This window comes from Paraburkholderia fungorum (assembly GCF_900099835.1).
Classification (GTDB): domain Bacteria; phylum Pseudomonadota; class Gammaproteobacteria; order Burkholderiales; family Burkholderiaceae; genus Paraburkholderia; species Paraburkholderia fungorum_A.
Genome location: NZ_FNKP01000002.1, coordinates 357,485 through 376,877, shown reverse-complemented (window position 1 = coordinate 376,877; position 19,393 = coordinate 357,485). Strand labels below are relative to the sequence as shown.

18 protein-coding genes and 1 pseudogene are annotated in these 19,393 nt (G+C 61.6%); 14 read left to right on the top strand and 5 right to left on the bottom strand.

Going from position 1 to position 19,393, the window contains the following annotated elements; all coding sequences use genetic code 11:
* Window positions 1-27 precede the first annotated feature (27 nt).
* The 3 genes from BLS41_RS17990 to BLS41_RS17980 all read right to left on the bottom strand — a co-directional run bounded on the left by BLS41_RS17990 (window position 28) and on the right by BLS41_RS17980 (window position 1,802).
* The gene (locus tag BLS41_RS17990) at window positions 28-636 is read right to left on the bottom strand and encodes a phage tail protein (RefSeq protein ID WP_074767194.1); all 609 of its coding nucleotides are present in this window, start codon (window positions 634-636) and stop codon (window positions 28-30) included.
* A 64-nt stretch (window positions 637-700) separates the two neighbouring features.
* Window positions 701-1,048 (bottom strand): DUF6916 family protein, encoded by a 348-nt coding sequence (locus BLS41_RS17985; RefSeq protein WP_074767191.1) that lies wholly within the window; start codon window positions 1,046-1,048, stop codon window positions 701-703.
* Window positions 1,049-1,247: 199 nt separating this feature from the next.
* Window positions 1,248-1,802, bottom strand: coding sequence for a GNAT family N-acetyltransferase (locus BLS41_RS17980; protein ID WP_083380010.1), 555 nt, complete (start codon window positions 1,800-1,802; stop codon window positions 1,248-1,250).
* A gap of 547 nt (window positions 1,803-2,349) precedes the next feature.
* Between BLS41_RS17980 and BLS41_RS39375 the strand changes: the two genes are divergently transcribed.
* Together BLS41_RS39375 and BLS41_RS39965 are read left to right on the top strand one after the other, a co-directional pair.
* Window positions 2,350-3,114: a hypothetical protein gene (locus tag BLS41_RS39375; protein ID WP_074767188.1), complete on the top strand. Its 765-nt coding sequence runs from the start codon at window positions 2,350-2,352 to the stop codon at window positions 3,112-3,114.
* A 177-nt stretch (window positions 3,115-3,291) separates the two neighbouring features.
* Window positions 3,292-3,426, top strand: coding sequence for a hypothetical protein (locus tag BLS41_RS39965; RefSeq protein WP_290439523.1), 135 nt, complete (start codon window positions 3,292-3,294; stop codon window positions 3,424-3,426).
* Between the two features lie 159 nt (window positions 3,427-3,585).
* On the opposite strand, the gene BLS41_RS17970 is transcribed toward BLS41_RS39965, so the two are convergent.
* Window positions 3,586-4,146, bottom strand: coding sequence for a flavin reductase family protein (locus tag BLS41_RS17970; RefSeq protein ID WP_074767185.1), 561 nt, complete (start codon window positions 4,144-4,146; stop codon window positions 3,586-3,588).
* A gap of 316 nt (window positions 4,147-4,462) precedes the next feature.
* Between BLS41_RS17970 and BLS41_RS17965 the strand changes: the two genes are divergently transcribed.
* The 3 genes from BLS41_RS17965 to BLS41_RS17955 all read left to right on the top strand — a co-directional run bounded on the left by BLS41_RS17965 (window position 4,463) and on the right by BLS41_RS17955 (window position 7,295).
* Window positions 4,463-5,725 carry an MFS transporter gene (locus BLS41_RS17965; RefSeq protein WP_083380009.1) on the top strand — a complete coding sequence of 421 codons (1,263 nt, stop codon included), beginning with the start codon at window positions 4,463-4,465 and terminating at the stop codon, window positions 5,723-5,725.
* Window positions 5,726-5,905: 180 nt separating this feature from the next.
* On the top strand, window positions 5,906-6,475 hold the full coding sequence (locus BLS41_RS17960) for a response regulator (RefSeq protein ID WP_171910263.1): 570 nt from the start codon (window positions 5,906-5,908) through the stop codon (window positions 6,473-6,475).
* Between the two features lie 217 nt (window positions 6,476-6,692).
* On the top strand, window positions 6,693-7,295 hold the full coding sequence (locus BLS41_RS17955) for a helix-turn-helix transcriptional regulator (protein ID WP_074767182.1): 603 nt from the start codon (window positions 6,693-6,695) through the stop codon (window positions 7,293-7,295).
* Window positions 7,296-7,707: 412 nt separating this feature from the next.
* Here BLS41_RS17955 and BLS41_RS17950 read toward each other — a convergent pair whose 3' ends face one another.
* Window positions 7,708-10,236, bottom strand: a complete 2,529-nt coding sequence (locus BLS41_RS17950) for an ATP-binding protein (protein ID WP_074767179.1) — start codon at window positions 10,234-10,236, stop codon at window positions 7,708-7,710.
* A gap of 285 nt (window positions 10,237-10,521) precedes the next feature.
* Between BLS41_RS17950 and BLS41_RS17945 the strand changes: the two genes are divergently transcribed.
* The 9 genes and pseudogenes from BLS41_RS17945 to BLS41_RS17905 all read left to right on the top strand — a co-directional run bounded on the left by BLS41_RS17945 (window position 10,522) and on the right by BLS41_RS17905 (window position 19,257).
* A complete protein-coding gene (locus tag BLS41_RS17945) occupies window positions 10,522-11,094 on the top strand; it encodes a TetR/AcrR family transcriptional regulator (RefSeq protein ID WP_074767177.1) in 573 nt (190 codons plus the stop codon).
* A gap of 117 nt (window positions 11,095-11,211) precedes the next feature.
* Window positions 11,212-12,093, top strand: a complete 882-nt coding sequence (locus BLS41_RS17940) for an NAD(P)H-binding protein (protein ID WP_074767174.1) — start codon at window positions 11,212-11,214, stop codon at window positions 12,091-12,093.
* Between the two features lie 41 nt (window positions 12,094-12,134).
* Entirely contained in the window at window positions 12,135-12,851 is a 717-nt protein-coding gene (locus BLS41_RS17935; RefSeq protein ID WP_074767171.1) for an SDR family oxidoreductase, read from the top strand.
* A gap of 238 nt (window positions 12,852-13,089) precedes the next feature.
* Window positions 13,090-13,695, top strand: coding sequence for a TetR/AcrR family transcriptional regulator (locus BLS41_RS17930; RefSeq protein ID WP_074767164.1), 606 nt, complete (start codon window positions 13,090-13,092; stop codon window positions 13,693-13,695).
* Between the two features lie 118 nt (window positions 13,696-13,813).
* Window positions 13,814-14,502, top strand: a pseudogene (locus BLS41_RS17925) (type 1 glutamine amidotransferase domain-containing protein).
* 174 nt (window positions 14,503-14,676) lie between these two features.
* Window positions 14,677-15,840 (top strand): alkene reductase, encoded by a 1,164-nt coding sequence (locus BLS41_RS17920; protein ID WP_074767159.1) that lies wholly within the window; start codon window positions 14,677-14,679, stop codon window positions 15,838-15,840.
* A complete protein-coding gene (locus BLS41_RS17915; protein ID WP_074767158.1) occupies window positions 15,837-16,577 on the top strand; it encodes an SDR family oxidoreductase in 741 nt (246 codons plus the stop codon). Before BLS41_RS17920 ends, BLS41_RS17915 begins: the two co-directional genes overlap by 4 nt.
* 304 nt (window positions 16,578-16,881) lie before the next feature.
* Window positions 16,882-17,760, top strand: coding sequence for a helix-turn-helix transcriptional regulator (locus BLS41_RS17910; protein WP_253189700.1), 879 nt, complete (start codon window positions 16,882-16,884; stop codon window positions 17,758-17,760).
* Window positions 17,761-17,853: 93 nt separating this feature from the next.
* A complete protein-coding gene (locus BLS41_RS17905; protein WP_074767152.1) occupies window positions 17,854-19,257 on the top strand; it encodes an NAD-dependent succinate-semialdehyde dehydrogenase in 1,404 nt (467 codons plus the stop codon).
* Window positions 19,258-19,393 lie beyond the last annotated feature (136 nt).

Sequence of the window (19,393 nt, the reverse complement as noted above, 5' to 3'; positions counted from 1 at the left end):
GCATTGCTTCGCCGCTTACCGCCCGGATTACCCGCGCGTCGGGAAAACGCCCTGTAGCGCGATGCAGAAGTTCAGACCGACGTACGGATTACGCAGCGGCATCGGGAGGCCGGAGCCGGCCATCCCGACCGGCACCGTCGTCTGCGGAAACGGCACGGTGGCGTTGAACGGCGCGAGCGTCGTATTCGGCGTGGTCGTGTTGTAAAGATCGGAAGTGCGGCCGCCCGTGCTGACTTCGCCCAGCACAGTCGTGGGCCCCGGCGCCACCACGCCGCCCGTCGCCGCCGTCGAGGCCGGAACGGACACCGACGTTGTCAGTGACATCGGCGGAATCACGGCCGGGTGGGTATGCATCGGCAACTGCGCGCCCGTCATCGTGAAGCTTTCAGCACCGGCGAACTGACCCAGCTCGATCGACGACAGTCCCGCACCCGTGCCCGTGCCGACCGGCGAGCGGCCGGCGAGGTTCGGCAGGCCGAACGTCGCCACGCCGTTACCGCCGTAGACCGTGCCGAGCAGCGAGAACAGCGCCTGGTTTTGCGCCAGCGGCAACAGTTGGCCCTGGCACAATGCCCAGCCATAGGGCGCAAAACTGAACGCCACCATGCGGATTTCGCCCATATACGGATCGCTCATGTACAACTCCTGAAGAAACAGCCGTGAGAGAGGGGAACGAGGTTGTGACTGCCCGCCATCGGTCTCATGCGCGGCCTGGATCGATGGTCTCGGGAGACGCGGTTTCGCGCGGCTTCGCGCAATGAATCACGATGCACATCGTGCCGACGCCACTGGCGGCGGGACGCGTGGGCGTCGCGAGCAGATCCCAGGCGGCGCCGTTCGGCGCGCTGACGCGGTACGTGTCTTGAGGGAGCCGGACACCGGCCGGTAATTCGAAGTGGGCGGAATAGCAGAGGAAATCGTCGTCCATCGGCGTCCCGGCGGGCGCCGAGATCAACCGGGATTCAACGGTGCCCACGCTCGCGCTGGCGAACGTAAACGTGCGACCGACCGCCTCGGTCAATTCGGCGTGACTTGGTATGACTGACAACCCGCCCCCCGGCAGTTAGTCCAGATCGCTCGTAATGCCGGCGCATTAATCGCCGTGCCCCGTCGACTGAGTGTTTTTGGCCTTCAATACGCATATACGGCGCATGCCGTTAAAACTTGATGCTTTTTTGAGCACATTTTGGCGGGCTTGATTCACCCTGCCAAATTGCGTTTTCTATGGCCGCCCGCTCTTCCGGCACTTATAAACCGGCAATGTTCGCCGGTTCGCCGTCGAATGGTGCGGCCTTGCGGCACATTCTCTCGTATATGCCGTTTTTACCGGTTTCGATGAAACCCAGTCGCTGGTAAAGCGTTTTCACCGGATTGACCGTCTCGACGTAAAGCGTTGCCGTCAATCCGTTTTGCGCCGCCTGCGTCACCATGGCCCGCATTATGTGTGAGCCGATTCCCGTGCCACGAAAAGCCGGTAACAATGCAATATCAATAATGCGTAATTCATCGGCGCCCGTATAGTGATAAAGCCGCCCAACCGCAACATCCGCCTTTGTCACAATGTCGAAACGCGCACCGGGATAGTGACGCCTGTAATAGCTGTCCTGCATGTCAAACTGACTGGAGAGCAATGCCAGAATCTCCGCTTCGCCCCAGCCAGAGCGGGAAAACTCCTCGGTCCGCGTGCTAATGAATACTTCCCGCAGAAACTCACGGTCTTCTGGCGTGGCGGGACGCAGACGCAACAATTCGCACTCCATCGCCGAGTCGCGGTTGAGCGAGTCAGCATATGCAATGTTCATGAAAATCTTACAGGTTATTGATTAGATAAATGTCGAGCCGATCGTAACGGGTTGGCTTTATCGACGCAATCACTAATTAAAGCTTTTGCGCGAGGGATTACCCTGGCGAATCGATAATTATTGAAGTCGCGCAGAGAAAAATACTCGAATGACGAAATAATGACCGAAAGCATATAGAAAGATTTATCTTGATTGGGCAGGTTGCGCGCACCACAAATTTTTTAAAAAGCCGTTTCTTTTATGTAAAAACGCATATTTGCCGCGTCATGCACGATTAATACACCGTCCAATACGACGCAATTAAAGAAGCACGACCGGTTTAATATGCCGAGTGACTGAACCAAAAACTCCGCACCTATAAATGCAAATCGAATAAGAGTCCATCGGTAATGGCTAACTCGACAATTCCCCGTTTAGCCAGATGCTTCGTTCCGGGCGGGTCTGGCGTTTGCGAATGACATGGCCGCGTCTGTCGCGCACGGTCGGATAACCGGTGTGCGTTGATTGCTACAGTCTTCCGACAAATCGCCACTCAAGAACAACGTCCATGCGCAATCTCGATTTCAGTTCCTGGCAAGCCCTGCTCTCCACGCTCCTCGGCCTCGCTGTGATCACGCTGATCGGCGTCGGCGTCCGCCTGCTGTTGATGCAAACCGTGCAACAACGGCGCGAGCGCGAAAACCGGCAGATCAACGAACGGCTGCGCACGCTGATCGCCGCCTATAAAACGCTCGGCGGTTCGTTCACCGGCAACCTTGCCGTCGATCCCACTCATCTGCGCGACCTGCGGCGAGCGTCGATGGCGGTGCCCGCACCCGCGCAAGCCGCCCTCGATGCCGCCGCCGACACCGCGGCGCTGCATAGCGAGCCGTCGTCGGAGGCAAGCGATCCGGGAGGCTCGGACCGGTCGCGGCGCATCCGCGACGCCGTCGAAGCGGCCCTCGCGGATGTCATTCTCCTCGGCACCGAGGAGCAGGTGCGACTCGCCACGCAAGCCGCCGTCGAGATGACGCAGGGGCGAACGATTCATACGGCGGAGCTGGTGGTGTCGTTGCGAAATTTCATCCGCAAAGTGCTCGATCTCGATCCGGTTCCGCGTGGCATGCCGATTCCGGCTCAGGGTCCCGCGCGACCTTCCGGCGGCGCGAAAGGGAAAGACGGCGGGGGTGGAGGCGGCGAAGGTGGAAAAACGGGCGGCGGGGGTGGAGGCATGGGAGGTGGCGGTGGCGGTGGCGGTGGCATGGGAGGCGCAGGTTCGCTGGCGCACGGTTCCTCGCATCATCCGGACGACAACGACGTGTCCCAAGTCTGACGCACCTTCGCCGTGGCTGTTGTCGCCCGGTGCCATCGCGCACGCCTGCCGCCCGTTGTTTTTGCGTCACGCTGCGACCGCTCCTGATCGATCCGGTATTTTTGTTTTCGTTGCGTCGCAGCATGGCGAATGTATAATCCGGGTTAATACCTAGGCAATTACCCGAGAGATACCACCATGAGCAGCGCCGTCGCCGCACTTCTGACCCAATCGAACTGGTTTGCACGTTTCCGCGCTCAATGCGCTCACGCGTGGCAATTGCACCTGCGTACCTGCGAAATGGTCGCCGAGTCGCGCCGCGATCTGTTCTGAGTATCGTCGCTGGCTGATCGGCGGTTGCGCAATGCAGCCGCCGTATTTGTTTTACCCTGCACCAACGCGTGAATCACCTGAAGGCTCTGCCCTTCACGGTTTCGACTCGCGCCGACAATCCCCCCTCGCTCGTTGCCCCATCGTCGAATCGCCGCGCTTTCACAGCATGCCGGGGCGAAACAGGTGTCGGCGGCTGATGGTTTTGCCGGACACCGTAAAGACGCCGTCCCCGGTGTAGTGGATCGTTTCCGGGAGATCCGGCCGCATGGCGACCTGCGCGCTCACGACTTCGAAAACGAAGAAATTGTATTTGTCGATCAACGCATCGTCGTAAAGGCGGCACGCGAAATTGCCGTGACACTCGGCGATCAGCGGCGCACTCACACCGTCGGCGTCGAGCGCCGTCAGCCCGAATTCCGCGAATTTGTCGATCTCCGCCCCCGATGTATTGCCGATCTTCACGACGGTATCGGTCAGATGCGTGGTCGGCAGATTGATGACGCATTCGCGGCTTTGACGAATCATCTCGAAGCTATGGTTGCCTGCGGCGATCACACAGCCTACGAGCGACGGCGAAAACTCCATCACCAGATGCCAGCCCATCGTCATGATGTTGGTGCTGTCGCGCCAGCGGGACGACACAAGCACGATCGGGCCAGGTTCGAGATAGCGGCGTACGCGTTCGACGGGAAGGTTCTGTTTGGTCGAGGTCTGGGGCATGGTTGAAAGCTCACGTGATGGGCAATAAGAACGATGGAACCCGCTTCGCATCGGCACCTTTCCATGCAACTCCCGGACCCGCAACCTGATGCTGAACCACGTCCACGCAAGGCACACCGCTTGCTGAGAACTGCTACGGCACTCAGCGCGGCCGCAACGTCGTTTTGCACGTTGCGTTGACGGGAGGATTTGCACCATGCACCGGCTCGAAATCGGTATAGCGTCGCATCCAGAAACCAGATTGCATGATTCGCGCAACCGCCCGGCGCCCGATCCGCGTGGACAATTTCCCTGACCCCGCGACAGGCTCCCCGCCGTGAAATCCACTCGCGCGCTCGAGGCGCTCAACTTCTTCATGGCCGACGTCCAGGCGGGTCTCGGACCGTTCATTGGCGTATTCCTTCTATCTCGCGGATGGGCCGCCGACGCCATCGGCTCCGTCATGATGCTCGGCGGAATCGCGGGCATGATCGCGACGGCCCCGTCCGGCGCGCTGGTCGATGCCACCAGGCATAAGCGGGCCGTCGTCGTCGCAGCCGGGTTGATGACCACGTTCGCGTCGCTCGCGCTGTGGGTCTCGCACGGCTACTGGATGATCGCCGCGTCGCAGGTTGCGGGCGCGGTCACCGGCGCGGCGCTCGGTCCTGCGGTGGCCGGGATCACGCTGGGGATAGTGCGTCAGCGAGGTTTCGACCGGCAGTTCGGCCGCAATCAGATGGCCAATCACGCCGGCAACGTCACGGGCGCGGCGCTTTCCGGCTGGCTCGGCTGGCGCTTCGGATTCGGCGCGGTGTTCGCGCTCGCCGCGCTTTTCGGCGCGCTGACCGTGCTCACGGTCCTGATGATCCCGGCCCGCGCGATCGACCACGACAGCGCTCGCGGACTCGCGCCGCCATCCGCTGACAATGCTGCAGACGCTCAACGACCCGGTGGCCTGCGCATCGTGCTCGGGAACCGGCCGTTGTTGCTGCTGGCCGCGTCGCTGGCGCTGTTCCATCTCGGCAACGCGGCGATGCTGCCGCTCTACGGCATGGCTGTCGTCACCGCTCATCAGGGCGACCCGAGCGCGTTCACCGCCGAAACGATCGTGATTGCGCAACTGGTGATGATCGGCGCGGCGTGGCTGGCGCCCCGCCTGATTCAATGGCGCGGTTACTGGACGACGATCTTCATCACCTATCTGGCGATGCCGATTCGCGGGATGGTCGCGGCTGCACTGATGAGCGCGTGGGGCGTGTGGCCGGTGCAGATTCTCGACGGCATCGCGGCGGGACTGCAAAGCGTCGCCGTGCCGGCGCTGGTCGTGCGGCTGTTGCAGGGCACCGGCCGGGTGAACGTCGGCCTGGGTGCCGTGATGACGGTCACGGGGATCGGCGCGGCGCTCAGCCCCGCGTTGGGCGGCGTGCTGGCGCAGCGATTCGGCTACGCGACCGCCTTCGTCGCACTCGGCGCGGTTTCGCTGGGATCGCTCGCACTGTGGCTGATTTTCAGCCGCTCGGTGAGGCACGCGTGCCGCGCCGAAACGCAAACGGGAGTGCCGTCGGCGACGCGCGAAGTCGCGCTGCGGCATCCCGACTGATCGCATCGCTGATCTGTTTTTCGCTCGACGACACGCCGTCCGGCTTACGCCAAAAGTACGGTTATGCGTAAATCGATCTTAACTTTCCGCGCGAAAGGCCGTTGTACTAGCTGAGCCAAGGGTCGGCATATTGAAAGCTTTCAGCGGAAGTCGACAGTCCGCAGAACGCAGGATATGCGCGTGAACCCCGGTCATCCGGCGGAAGCATTTTTCATGCGCTTGCAGCACAAGCGTTTTCGCTTCGACGACAAAACTACAACAACAAAAGCGCTATCAATCAGGAGCATCATGACCCGCCGATTGCCGAGTGAGGATGAGACACAGTTTGCGCTCTGGACGTTTAACCGTGGTCACGGCCCGCGCGCCAATCGGCGCGTGCTCGTGGCACACAAGGACAGGGCAGTGGGCGAATCGATTTCGATGCTGCTTCGCCTGAAAGGACTAAAGGCCACGTTTGCCAACGACCGCGAGCGCATCGATCAGCTGATCCAGTCCGAGGTCCCGGCGGTGATCCTGCTGGACACACGGCTGGACGAAGGCCCCGGCTATGAATTGACGCGGCGGTTGCGCGCCGAAACGTCCTGCGACGATCTGCTGCTCGTTGCCATGAGCAATTTCGCTCCTAGCGAGCCGATCGAAGATCTCCGGCGCGCGGGTTTCGACGGTCACTTCAGACGCCCGTGCGAAACGTGGCGGGTGATCGACGTTCTTGTCACGTTCCTGGAATACAGTCATTTATCCAGTCGTTAGCTGAAGTGCTGAACTGCGCGGTGCGGGTTAATGAGCGAACGCCTGGTTGCTCGCACCTTACCGACAGACCGGCTCATCGGCTGCCGGCGAAATTGACCGTCAATGGGACCGCGTTACGCTCTCCGGCCCCAAACTCCAGTTGCTTCCGGTCTCCAAGGACCCAACGCAACGCGGCATCGCCAGCGCGTTCTGGACGCGCGAAACTTAGTGCACAGCAATGAAAAGCGAACTCATCGAAGACCTCGTCACCGTTTCCACGGACCTCTCGCCGGACGCCATCTTCCTCGTGAATGAGCAGGGGCGGATCCGCCACGTCAGCGCTGCGTGCGAAGACATTTTCGGTTATCTGCCGGGCGATTTCGTCGATCAGTTCATCATCGATTTTGTCGTGCCGGCCGATCAGGACGCCACGCGCAAGGAAGCGAAAGAGGTGCTGGCCGGTCGCAAGCGGGTTGGTTTCGAGAACCGTTACCGGCACAAGAATGGCAGCGACGTCTACATCACATGGGCGGCCCGCTGGCTGGAGAACGAGCAATTGCGTGTGGGTGTCGCGCGCGACGTGACGGAACTGCGCCGGCGGGACCCCGTGCCTGCGGCGCTGCTGTCCATGCTTGCGCCGTACGAGCGCAAGGTTCTCGAACTGCTGCTGACCGAAGCGACTGAAAAGCAGATCGCGGAAAGACTCGGGTTGGCCGCCTCCACCACGCATTCCTATATCACCGGAATTTTTCGCAAATATGGCGTGCGGGGGCGTGCCGGTTTGATGAGCCTGTGGCTCAAGCATTTCTCTAACGGGATTGCGCAGACAGGCAATAAATAGACACGTTAGCTGTCACGCGTGCGTCGCAAAATGGCGTCAGTGAGCGATAGACGGGCAGGAGGCTGAATGTTCCAGACGGGCAGACGCATTCAGACCTCCTTACGTGAGTCAACAAACTCGCCCACGCGCCTCTCAAACACGACTGCACCCGCTTCTCATGGAGCGGGCATTGTGGAAGGCCTCACCGAAGTGAAGTCCACTGTTTTCGCATGCGATTGTCCGGCTCGTTTTTAGGTCTCTCAGGCGCTAGCTTCAATCGTTTTGGGCACAGTCAAGTCCGCATGCAGCGGCGGATGTTACGCGAAATGACATATCGGCCATACCCTGCTAATCAGAGGGGTGGTCGGCGGATTCAACGGGAAACGCGTGGCTCCTGCAGCAAATGTCACGCGTTGCTCCGCCCTCGCCTGCATCACCCGTCGACCATTTGCCGGACTCTTGCCGCAAACGTTTCGAGAGCGAACGGCTTGGTCATGACCTGCATGCCGGGTTCGAGATGTCCGTTACTGATCACCGAATTCTCCGCATAGCCGGTGATGAAAAGCACTTTCAGATCAGGCCGCGTCTGCCGCGCGGCGTCCGCCATCTGACGTCCGTTCATTCCGCCCGGCAGGCCCACGTCGCTGACCAGCAGATCGACCCGGATATTCGACTGCAGCAGCTTCAGGCCGGCCACGCTGTCGGCTGCTTCGATCACCGTGTAGCCGAGTTCTTCCAGCACGTCGGTGATCAGCATGCGCACGCTCGGCTCATCGTCGACGACGACCACTGTCTCGCCCGCTTCGGTGCCCGGGACCGGCGACGCAAAATGATCCACGCCCTCGCCGCCGACATCGCCATAAAAACGCGGCAGGTAGATGCACACCGTCGTGCCCTGCCCGACTTCCGAATAGATCCGCACCTGGCCGCCGGACTGTTTGGCGAAACCGTAGATCATCGACAGCCCCAGGCCCGTGCCCATGCCGATCGGCTTGGTGGTGAAGAACGGATCGAACGCCTTGCCGATCACGTCTGCCGTCATGCCGGTTCCTGTATCCGTGACGCACAACGACAGATACTGGCCTTCGGGCATGTCGTGGCTGCGGGCCGCGCTGCCGTCGATCCACTTGTTGGCCGTTTCGATCGTGATGCGGCCGCCGTTGGGCATCGCGTCGCGGGCGTTGATGCACAGGTTCAGCAACGCGTTTTCAAGCTGTCCCGAGTCGACCAGAGCGGGCCACAGCCCGGCCACGCCGACCGCCTCGAGCCTGATTCCAGGCCCGACAGTACGTTGAATGAGATCGGTCATACCGTTGACCAGCGCGTTGACATCGGTCGGCCGCGGGTCGAGGGTTTGTCGGCGGGAAAACGCGAGCAGCCGGTGAGTCAACGCCGCCGCACGACGCACCGCGCCTTGCGCGGCCACGACGTATTTGTCGACCTCCGCAACGCGACCCTGGCTCAGCCGGATACTCAGCAATTGCAGCGAGCCCGACACGCCCGCGAGAAGATTATTGAAGTCGTGCGCGAGGCCGCCGGTCAACTGGCCGACGGCTTCCATCTTCTGCGCCTGGCGCAATTGCTCTTCGGCGCGCATCAATTCGCCGGTGCGTTCGATCACGCGCTGCTCCAGCGTGTCGTTGAGCGCGCGCAGCGACGCGGCGGCGCGATCCCGCTCTTCTTCGACGACCCGGCGTTTTTCGACATCGAGCAGCACGCCCGGAAAACTCAGCGGAGTGCCGTCCGGCGCATGATCGACGCGGCCGTTCGCTTCGATCCAGTAATAGCGCCCGTCCGCGCGACGCACGCGGTATTGATGCGCGTAGTTCCCGCCACGTTCGATCACCTCGCTGATCGCCGCCGTGAGGCCGTCGCGGTCGTCGGGGTGGACGTTCGCGATCACCTGCGCGAGGCTCAGGCCGTCGCGGCCTTGCGCGGGATCGAGGCCGAACACGTGCGCGAAGGCTTCGTCGACGGTGAAACGGTCGTTCGGCAAGTCCCAGAACCAGGTGCCGATAATCGCCCCGGCCGCGAGCGCAAGCTGCACGCGCTGGCTGTTTTCGCGGGCGAGCGCTTCGCTCGCCCGCAGTGCTTCGTCGGCTTTTTTTCGCGCCGAAATATCGCGGAACAGCACCGATACCCGTCGCAGGTCCGGCGGTTCGACACGCGCCGCCGACACTTCGATGTGACGGCCGGCAGTCAGAAAATATCGCTCGAAACGCGCGGGCTCTCCGGTGCGCAGCACGCCGCCGTAAAGCTCGATCCAGCGGTCCGCCTCGGTCGGATCGAGCTCCCGCAAGGTCTTGCCCACGATGTTCGAAATGCCGGTATGCCGCTCATATCCGGGATTCGCTTCGACATGAACGTAGTCGCTGAGCGGACCATGCGGGCCGTCGAAAAATTCGATGATGCAAAAGCCGTCGTCGATCGCATTGAAGAGCGCGCGATAACGTGCCCGCTCGGCCTCCGCCGACTTCGCCACGCGGCGCAATTCGAGCGCGGCCATGGTTTGCCGCGCGAGAACGCGCAGCGCCTGCTCCTGCACGGCGTCGAGACTGCGCGTCTCGTAGTCGAGCACGCAGAGTGTGCCGATCGGCAAGCCTTCATCCGTTTTCAGCAACGCACCGGCGTAAAAGCGCAGATGCGGCTCACCGGTGACGAGCGGATTGCCGTTGAAACGCGGGTCGGTGGTCGCGTCGGGCACATGGAGAAATTCTTCCTCCAGCAACGCCTTCGCACAAAACGAGCTTTCAAACGGCGTTTCGCGGACGCCGAGTCCGACCTCCGCCTTGAAAAATTGCCGTTGATCGCCGATGAAATTCACCACCGCGATGGGCGCGCGGCACAGCGCCGCCGCCAGGCTCGCGATTTCGTCGAAGGCTCGTTCTCGGGGGGTGTCCAGCACGTCAAATCCGGCGAGAGCGGACAGGCGGCGGCTTTCGAAATCCAGGGGCTTGTTCATCCGGCTGATTCTTGTTCATTGTTCGATCTGCCGCCGCGCGGCGGCGGTTGTCAGTGCTGCGCTGAGGGCGCGGATAAAACATAACACAGGGTGCGCCCGCTGATTGTGCGGACGAAAACGGTTGATGAAATGGGCAGGCTTTTTCCTGATGATTGCCTTCTGCAAAAAGATTGAAAGCCTCGACCCGCGACAATCGCTGGAAGCAAAAATAATCCAGACACCGCTTGATTTCCATTTAGATGATGACTAACATCTAAATCATCGAATCGCGGAGCAGCACAGATCATGCGGAAATCAAGGGTCGAAACTACCGAGACACGCCGGCGTATCGTCGAAGTCGCCGCCGGGGAATTTCGGGCCAACGGCATTCATGCGACCGGCCTCGCCGATTTGATGGCCGCCGCCGGACTGTCGCACGGCGGCTTTTATCGCCATTTCGAGTCGAAAGACCAGCTCGTTGCCGAAGCCTGCGACGCGGGTCTGACTGGAATCATCGAAGCGCTGGAAGCCTCCGCCAACGGATGCAACGACGAGGACGGCTTCACGGCCATCGTCGACGCCTACCTGTCCACCGGCCATCGCGATGCGCCGGAGCGCGGCTGCCCGTTTGCCGGCATGGGCAGCGAGTTGGCACGCGCCGACGACAATACTCGAGCGGTAGCGTCTCGAGGATTCGACGCGCTGGTCGACATGCTGGCGAGTCGCATCACCGACGAGGACGGCGCAGCGGATCGCTCACGCGCTACCTTTGCGTTGGCGGCAATGGTCGGCGCGCTCACCCTGTCGCGCGTCATTGCAGACCCCGTCACGTCCGCCTCTCTGCTGGACGACGTCAGGCAACACATCGAAGCGATGTAAGCGGTATCGGCGATCAGATCTCGCCGTCTTTTTCACCCTGAATTGTGCATATACACACAATGAGCGGTTTGCAGCATTCGGTACGAGTGCGCCCATTCACGAGTTGGAGGATTCATCATGCAACAGCGTAAATTCCTGATCACCGGTGCCACGGGCAAGACCGGTGTTTATACGGTGAACTATCTTCTTGAAGCCGGTCACGCCGTGCGCGCGATGGTTCACAAGGAGGACGAACGCAGCGCAGCGCTGCGCGCCGCCGGGGCGGAAGTCGTGGTTGGCGATCTGCTCGATCACGACGACCTGATTCGTGCCGCGGCGGGAATGTCGGGCGCGTATCTGTGCTATCCGGTGCGGCCGGGGTTCATCCAGGGAACCGCTTATTTCGCGGATGCCGCGCGCCGCGCGGGCCTTGATGTCGTCGTCGAGATGTCGCAGATTTCAGCGCGCGAAGATTCGAAAAGCCACGCGGCACGGGATCATTGGATCGCCGAACGCGTTCTCGACTGGTCAGGTGTGCCGACTGTTCACATCCGCCCCACGTTCTTCTCCGAATGGCTGATTTTTCCGTGGGTGCTCGACACCATCGTCAAGGAAAGCAAGATCACGCTGCCCTACGGCGCGGGACGCCACGCGCCGATTGCCGCGGAAGACCAGGCGCGTTTTATCGCCAGTGTTCTCATGCAGCCGTCCGGGCACATCGGCAAGACTTATGAGCTTTGTGGTCCGCGCGAACTCGATCATCACGGTATCGCGGACGAAATCAGCGAGGTTATCGATCGCAAGATCGTCTACAGCCCGGCGACGCTCGACGAATACCGCGAACATCTGAAGAAGTACGGGCTGCCGGAATTCATGATCCAGCATTTCATTGAAGTCGCCATCGATTATCAAAACGGCGTATTTGCAGGCACCGACAGCGTGATCGAGAAGATCACCGGAAAGGCACCGCAAACCGTCGGGGAATTCGTACGCGCAAATCGCAGGCTTTTTCAGGCCTGATTCGATCATTCACTGTGTTGTATCCATTGAGGAGTTGCAAAATGAAGATCAGGAATTCCATCGTTTTCGTGACGGGAGCAAGCCGTGGCCTCGGACTGGCCTTTGCACGTGAGGCGCTCGCTCGCGGAGCCGCGAAAGTCTACGCAGGCGTGCGTCGCCCGGAGAACTTTAACGAGCCCGGCATCATTCCGGTTAAGCTCGATGTTACGGATTCCGAATCGGTCAAGGCGGCGGCGAAAATCGCGTCCGATGTGACTTTGCTCGTCAACAACGCAGGCATTGCTGAAGTCAGCGAGTCGCCGTTTGCGGACAACGTCGAAGAACAGGCCCGCCGCATTTTCGAAACCAACTATTACGGCGTGATGCGGACAACCAGCGCTTTCCAGCCCTTGCTTCCCAGCGATGGAAACGGCGGAGTGATCAACGTTCTCTCCGACGTCACCTGGCGAGTCGTTCCGATCCTGACGCCCTATTCGGCGTCGAAGGCGGCGGCATGGAGTTATACCAACAACGTCCGCGCTCATCTCAGGAATCGGAATATCGGCGTGGTCGGTGTGCACGTGGGCTTCGTCGATACCGACCTCACCCAAGGCTTCGATGTTCCGAAAGCCGATCCGCTCGACGTCGTCCGCCAGACTTACGACGCGCTCGAGGCAGGTGAAAGCGAAGTTCTGGCAGACGCCGGCAGTCGCGAGTTGAAGCAGACGCTCTCGTCTGCCCGCTCGGGTTATATAGCCCCCGAAGTGCTTGAAGCGTAGAAATAGCGCGCGGTTGGCTGGCCGGTTTGCCATCGCGGATGGAACCGGCCCGGCCCGCTGCATTTTGTCCGGTTGCGCTACCGCGTTGGCCAGCGTCAGTTTTCTCACGATATGCGGTCGCATTCATCGATCCAACAGGCTCCGGCAAAACACTGAACTGCGGCAGGTTTTGGCCGCACTTCAAAAAAATCCAGATTAGCACTAGACGACTGGTCTACTTTTCGATTAAAGTCTCGCCATGGTTACCGCAAATACATCCGAACCGGTCGATATTCGAGAAAGCATCATTGCTGTCGGGCAACGAATCATCGGCGCCAAGGGCTTCTCAGCCGTAGGGTTGAACGAGATTCTGTCGGCCGCAGGCGTGCCGAAGGGGTCGTTCTACCATTACTTCGGTTCGAAAGACGCGTTCGGTGTGGAATTGCTCGAAAGCTACTTCGCCGAATACCTGGGCGATATGGACAGCACATTGGCCCAGCCTGATCTGACCGCCGCGCAACGCCTCATGAAATACTGGCAGATCTGGCAGGACACCCAGTCGTTCTTCGACTGCCAGGGCAAGTGCCTCGCCGTCAAGCTGGGCGCGGAAGTCGCGGACATTTCGGAAGCCATGCGTGCAGCGCTGAAGCGCGGTACGTCCGGCATCATCGAGCGACTGGCGCGCGCTATCGGGGCCGGCGTGGAAGACGGTTCGCTTTCGGTCAGCGAAGACGCCTCCGTGGTCGCACAGAGCCTGTATCAGCTCTGGCTAGGCGCGAGCATCATGGTCAAGATCGTGCGCAATCCACAACCGTTCGAGACCGCCATGACGACAACGCGGCAAATGCTTCATCTCGTACCCTGACACGCAAGCAGTACGCGAGCAGGCAGCAAGCAGCACTTCTGACGAAGTGCTTTTTTTGGCAGCTTTACTAGACGACTGGTCTACTTTTAGCTTAGACGTCCACTCAAGGAGAAACAGCATGAAAGTTCTGATGGTTCTGACTTCGCACGATCAATTGGGCAACACGGGCCGCAAGACCGGATTCTGGCTCGAAGAACTCGCTGCTCCCTACTACACGTTCAAGGATGCCGGTGCGGATATCGTGCTGGCCTCCCCGCAAGGCGGCCAGCCGCCGCTCGATCCGAAGAGCAACGAGCCGGCCAATCAGACCGACCAGACGCGCCGCTTCGAGAACGATGCGGCCGCGACCGCGCAACTCGCGGCCACGGTACGGCTGGACAGCGTCTCGCAGGCCGAGTTCGACACGGTGTTCTATCCCGGCGGCCACGGCCCCCTGTGGGATCTCGCGGAAGACCCGCATTCCATCGCGCTGATTCAATCGTTCATCGGCGCCGGCAAGCGATGGCGCTGGTGTGCCATGCACCGGGCGTGCTGCGTCACGTCACCACGCCGGACGGCAAGCCGCTGGTGGAAGGCAAGAAGGTCACGGGCTTCACGAATTCCGAGGAAGCCGCGGTGGGTCTGACCGACATCGTGCCCTTCCTCGTCGAAGACGAACTCAAGGCCAAGGGCGGCATCTACTCGAAGACCGAAGACTGGGCACCGTACGTCGTCACCGACGGCCTGCTGATTACCGGCCAGAACCCGGCTTCGTCGTCCTCGGCAGCGGCCATTTTGATGAAGCACCCCGCACTCGCCGGGCAATAACGTACCCCGGGCTGCCGGCGCGGAAAGCCGCGCGGCAGCCGGACCGCACACGCATCGGGTAGCCAATCCCAGAGAAGTAGCTCAGCGCACGCACACACGCGAAAACCGTCCACCATTTTTTCTCGCCGGCAGCTGCATCGAACAAACCGGCTGGCTCCAGGGAGCAGACTGAACATGCACCACCCTTATCTCTTCACCCCGCTCCAACTCGGCCGGCACACGCTGCGAAACCGTATCGTGCTGCCGCCACTGACGCGCCAGAGAAGCGCGCAGCCCGGCGATGTCTCCACCGCACTCAGCGCGCTCTACTACCAGCAGCGCGCCGGCGCAGGCTTCATGGTCACCGAGGGCACGCAGATCGAACCGCGTGGGCAAGGCTACGCGTGGACACCCGGCATCTACAGCGACGAGCAGATCGATGGCTGGCGCCACGTGACCGATGCGGTGCATGCCGAAGGTGGCGTGATCTTCGCGCAGCTGTGGCATGTTGGCCGCGTGTCGCATACCGCGTTGCAGCCGGGTGGCTCAGCACCGGTCGCGCCATCGGCGATTCAGGCGCAGAAGGTCAAGGCGTTCATTCAGACCGGGCCGGGCACCGGCACCCTGGTCGACCCTTCCGTGCCGCGCGAACTGAGCGTTGCCGAGATCGCAGAACTCGTCGACCTCTATGCACAGGCAGCGAAAAATGCGCTGCGTGCGGGCTTCGACGGCGTCGAGATTCACGCGGCCAATGGATACCTGGTGAACCAGTTCATCTCGGCGCATGCGAACACGCGCTCTGATGAATACGGCGGCTCGCTGCAGAACCGCCTGCGTTTCCTGCGTGAAATCGTCGACGCGGTCAGCGAAGCGGTCGGCCCGGACCGGCTCGGGGTCCGTTTCACTCCGTTGTTCACCGGCACCGATCAGGACCGCGTGTATATCGGCCTGGTCGAAGACGATCCGCATGAAACCTATATCGAGGCGATCAAGGTACTCGAGGAAGCGGGTGCCGCCTATGTATCGATCGCGGAAGCAGACTGGGACAACGCTCCCGATCTGCCCGAGTCGTTTCGCCGCGAAGTGCGGCGCACGTTTAGCGGACGCATCATCTATGCGGGACGTTATACGGCGGAACGCGGCGCACGACTGATCGAAGCTGATCTCGCGGACCTGATCGCGTTCGGCCGCCCCTACATTGCCAATCCGGACTTGCCGGAGCGCATTGCCAACGGCTGGCCGCTCAATGCAGTGAATCCCGCCACCGTGTACGGCGGCGGAGCAGAAGGACTGACGGACTATCCCATGTACGCAGGAGCAGAAACGGTTTCCAATCCATCCAGCGAGGTGTTGTCATGAGCAAAGGTATCGAGAACAAGGTCGTTTTGATCACGGGAGCCAGCACGGGCATCGGCGCAGAAGTGGCGCGCCACCTCGCGGCCCGTGGCGCAAAAGTGGCGGTCGCCGCGCGTCGCAAGGACAAGCTTGCCGAGGTCGTCGCCGGTATCGAGGCTGCGGGCGGCATCGCTAGCGCATACACGCTGGACGTCACGGACAAGAAACAGATGGAGTCGGTGGCCGCGGCGGTGGTCGCCGATTTCGGCAGGATCGACGTGCTGATCAACAACGCGGGGCTGATGCCGATCCGGCCGATGTCCGAGGTCAATACCGATGAGTGGGACGCGATGATCGACGTCAACCTGAAGGGCACGCTGTACGGCATCGCCGCCGCGCTGCCACGCTTCATTGCGCAAGGGAGCGGCCACATCATCAATCTCAGCTCGGTTGCCGGCGTGAAGGTGTTCGCGCCGGGCGGCACGGTTTATTCGGGCACCAAGTTCGCGGTCAGGGCGATTTCGGAAGGGCTGCGGCAGGAGGTCGGCGAGAAGATTCGCGTGACGTCCATTGAGCCGGGCGCCGTGGACAGCGACCTCAAGTTCAGCACGTCCGGCACCGCGAAAGAGACCGTGCTCGACTTCTACCGGCAAGCCATTCCGGCGGCCTCGGTGGCGCGAGCCATCGCGTTTGCGATCGAGCAACCCGACGATGTGGACATCAACGAGATCGTGCTGCGTCCGACCAGTCAGGAATTCTGAAAGATCGGGCGGCTGGAATCGTGTGACCGGATCCAGTCGCCCCGCGTCGCCCTATCTCGTCCTGCTTTGCCTCACGATTCTTTCAGCGACCCGACATGCTCGCGGTCGCCATGCTGCGATCCGCTAGCGCCAACCCAGGCATTGCACCCGGTGCGGCGTGGCGGCTGTATCGACCGCCCGCATCGCAATAACGCCTTCGTTTCCATCAGGCGATACTCGCCCCACCCAGCATCGAAATTCTCGCCGTGATAGCGTTCGGATTCACGGTTGAGCCAACTCGGCGCTATCTTCCTTTGCATCGGTCGTGATCTTCACGACTTCCGGCGATGCCCATTTTGTCGGCCAGCCCGTCGATTTTTTCGTTACCCAAGACCCTATGTCGAGAAGACCCTCTCCTGAACAAAGACGCGAGCTGGGCAAGTTTCTTTCCAGCCGCCGCGCCCGTTTGCAGCCCGCCGATTTCGGCCTGCCAGAAGGCGCACGCCGAACCCCTGGCTTGCGGCGGGAAGAAGTCGCCGTGCTCGCGGGCGTCAGCGTCAGCTGGTATACGTGGCTCGAACAGGGACGCGACATTCAACCGTCCGCCGATGCGCTGCGCAGAATCGCAGGCGTGCTCAAGCTCGACACCGTGGAGTCGGCACACCTGTTCGCGCTGTCGTCGCGCGAGCTTTCGCAGGTCGCGACCGGCAGCGGTGTCAGCGAAGGGCTCGAACTGCTCGTCCGGTCGATCAACGTGCCCGCTTACGTGCGCAACACGCGGCTCGACATCCTCGCGTGGAACGACGCGATTGCCGACCTGTTCGTCGATTACGGATCGCTGGAGCCGCACGAGCGCAACACGCTGCGCCTGCTGTTTCTCTACAAGCCCTACCGCACGCGAATTCTCGATTGGGAACAGATGACACGGGGCATGATTTCCGCGTTTCGCGCCGCACGTGCGCAGGCGCAGGACAAAGCGCCGTTCGACAGCCTCGTCGACGAACTCACTGAGCTGAGCCCCGAGTTCCGGGCGTGGTGGCAGGACACCGACGTCAAAGGCTTCGACGAGGGCGACAAGCGGCTGCGCCACCCCGAGGGCGGCCACATCGAGTTCACCTACGTGGCGCTGACGCCCACGGGCCGGCCGGACCTGTCGCTCGTGACATATATTCCGCGAATGTCTGCCAGTGACTCCCACTCATAGGATCACAACACGCCTTCTTCACCTGGTTCGATTTGCCTAAAGTGACCCCAGTGCAGCAACTTTCCCACTGTCTTTCACGTCACCGAGGCAATCATGTCGAACCTGAACACTCCCTTCACCGTCGGCGCAACGTCGCGTAATCCTGCCACCGGCGAGCTGATCGCCCACTATCCGTTCCAGACCGCCGACGAAGTGGAACGCATGCTCGAGAACAACGCCGCAGCCTTCCGCCTGTGGCGCGCCACGCCGATGACGGAGCGCGTCGCGACCTACCGCCGCCTCGCCGCCGTGTTGCGCGAACGCTCCGAAGAACTGGCCTCGCTAATCACCGCCGAGATGGGCAAGACGCTCGCCGCCGCGCGTGCCGAAGTCGAAAAGTGCGCGGCCACGGTCGAATGGATCGCCGAGCACGGCCCCGCGTTCCTCGCCGATGAAGCCGCCCCCGTCGATGGCGATGACGAAGTTCACGTTTCCTACCTGCCGATCGGCTCGATCCTCGCGGTGATGCCGTGGAATTTCCCGCTGTGGCAGGTGATTCGCGCGTCGGGCCCGATCATGCTGTCGGGCAACGGATTCATCCTCAAGCACGCGACCAACGTGATGGGATCGGCGTATGCGTTGCAGGACGTGTACGAAACCGCAGGCTTTCCGGCCGGCCTGTTCACGAATCTGAACGCGGACAACGAAACCGTGGCGCACGTGATCGAAGATCCCCGGGTCGCGGCGGTCACGCTGACGGGCAGCATGCGTGCAGGGTCGGCTGTGGCGGCGACGGCGGGCAAGGCGCTGAAGAAGACCCTGCTGGAACTCGGCGGCGCCGACGCGTTCATCGTGCTGGCCGACGCGAATGTCGACCTCGCCGTCAAGGCGGCCATCGAGGCGCGTTTCCAGAACGCGGGTCAGGTTTGCCTGGCGGCGAAGCGCTTCATCCTCGAACGCCCCATTGCGGAAGAGTTCACGCGCAAGTTCGTCGCCGCTGCCGCGCAGATCAAGGCAGGCGATCCGCTCGATCCGGTCAGCACGATCGGACCGATGGCGCGTCCCGACTTGCGCGACGAACTGCACAACCAGGTGCAACGCACGATAGAGGCCGGCGCGACGCTGCTGCTCGGCGGCAACAAGGTCGAGGGTGTCGGCAACTATTACGAGCCGACCGTACTCGCCGATGTCGCCCCCGGCATGGCCGCGTTCGACGAAGAAACCTTCGGTCCGGTCGCGGCAATCACCGTTGCCGATAACGCCGAACACGCGATCGAACTCGCCAATACCAGCGACTACGGCCTCGGCGGCAGCCTCTGGACCAGCGACGTTGCGCGTGCCCAGCGAGTCGCACGCCGTCTCGAAACGGGCGGTGTGTTCATCAACGGATTCCCGGCTTCGAACCCGCGTATTCCGGTCGGCGGCGTGAAGAAGAGCGGCTACGGACGTGAGCTGTCGCATTTCGGTCTGCGCGAGTTCACCAATGCACAGGCCGTATGGGCGAAGACGGTCGATTGATCTGCCGGTTTACCTTTCACGCAACGAACGTTAGCTGGCTTTCATAGCAGCTAACGCCGCGCATCACGTCGCGTCTGAATCGAATTCAAAATGAACAGCCTGCCCCGTCTTTCTGATGTTCGTCATCACGTCAGCA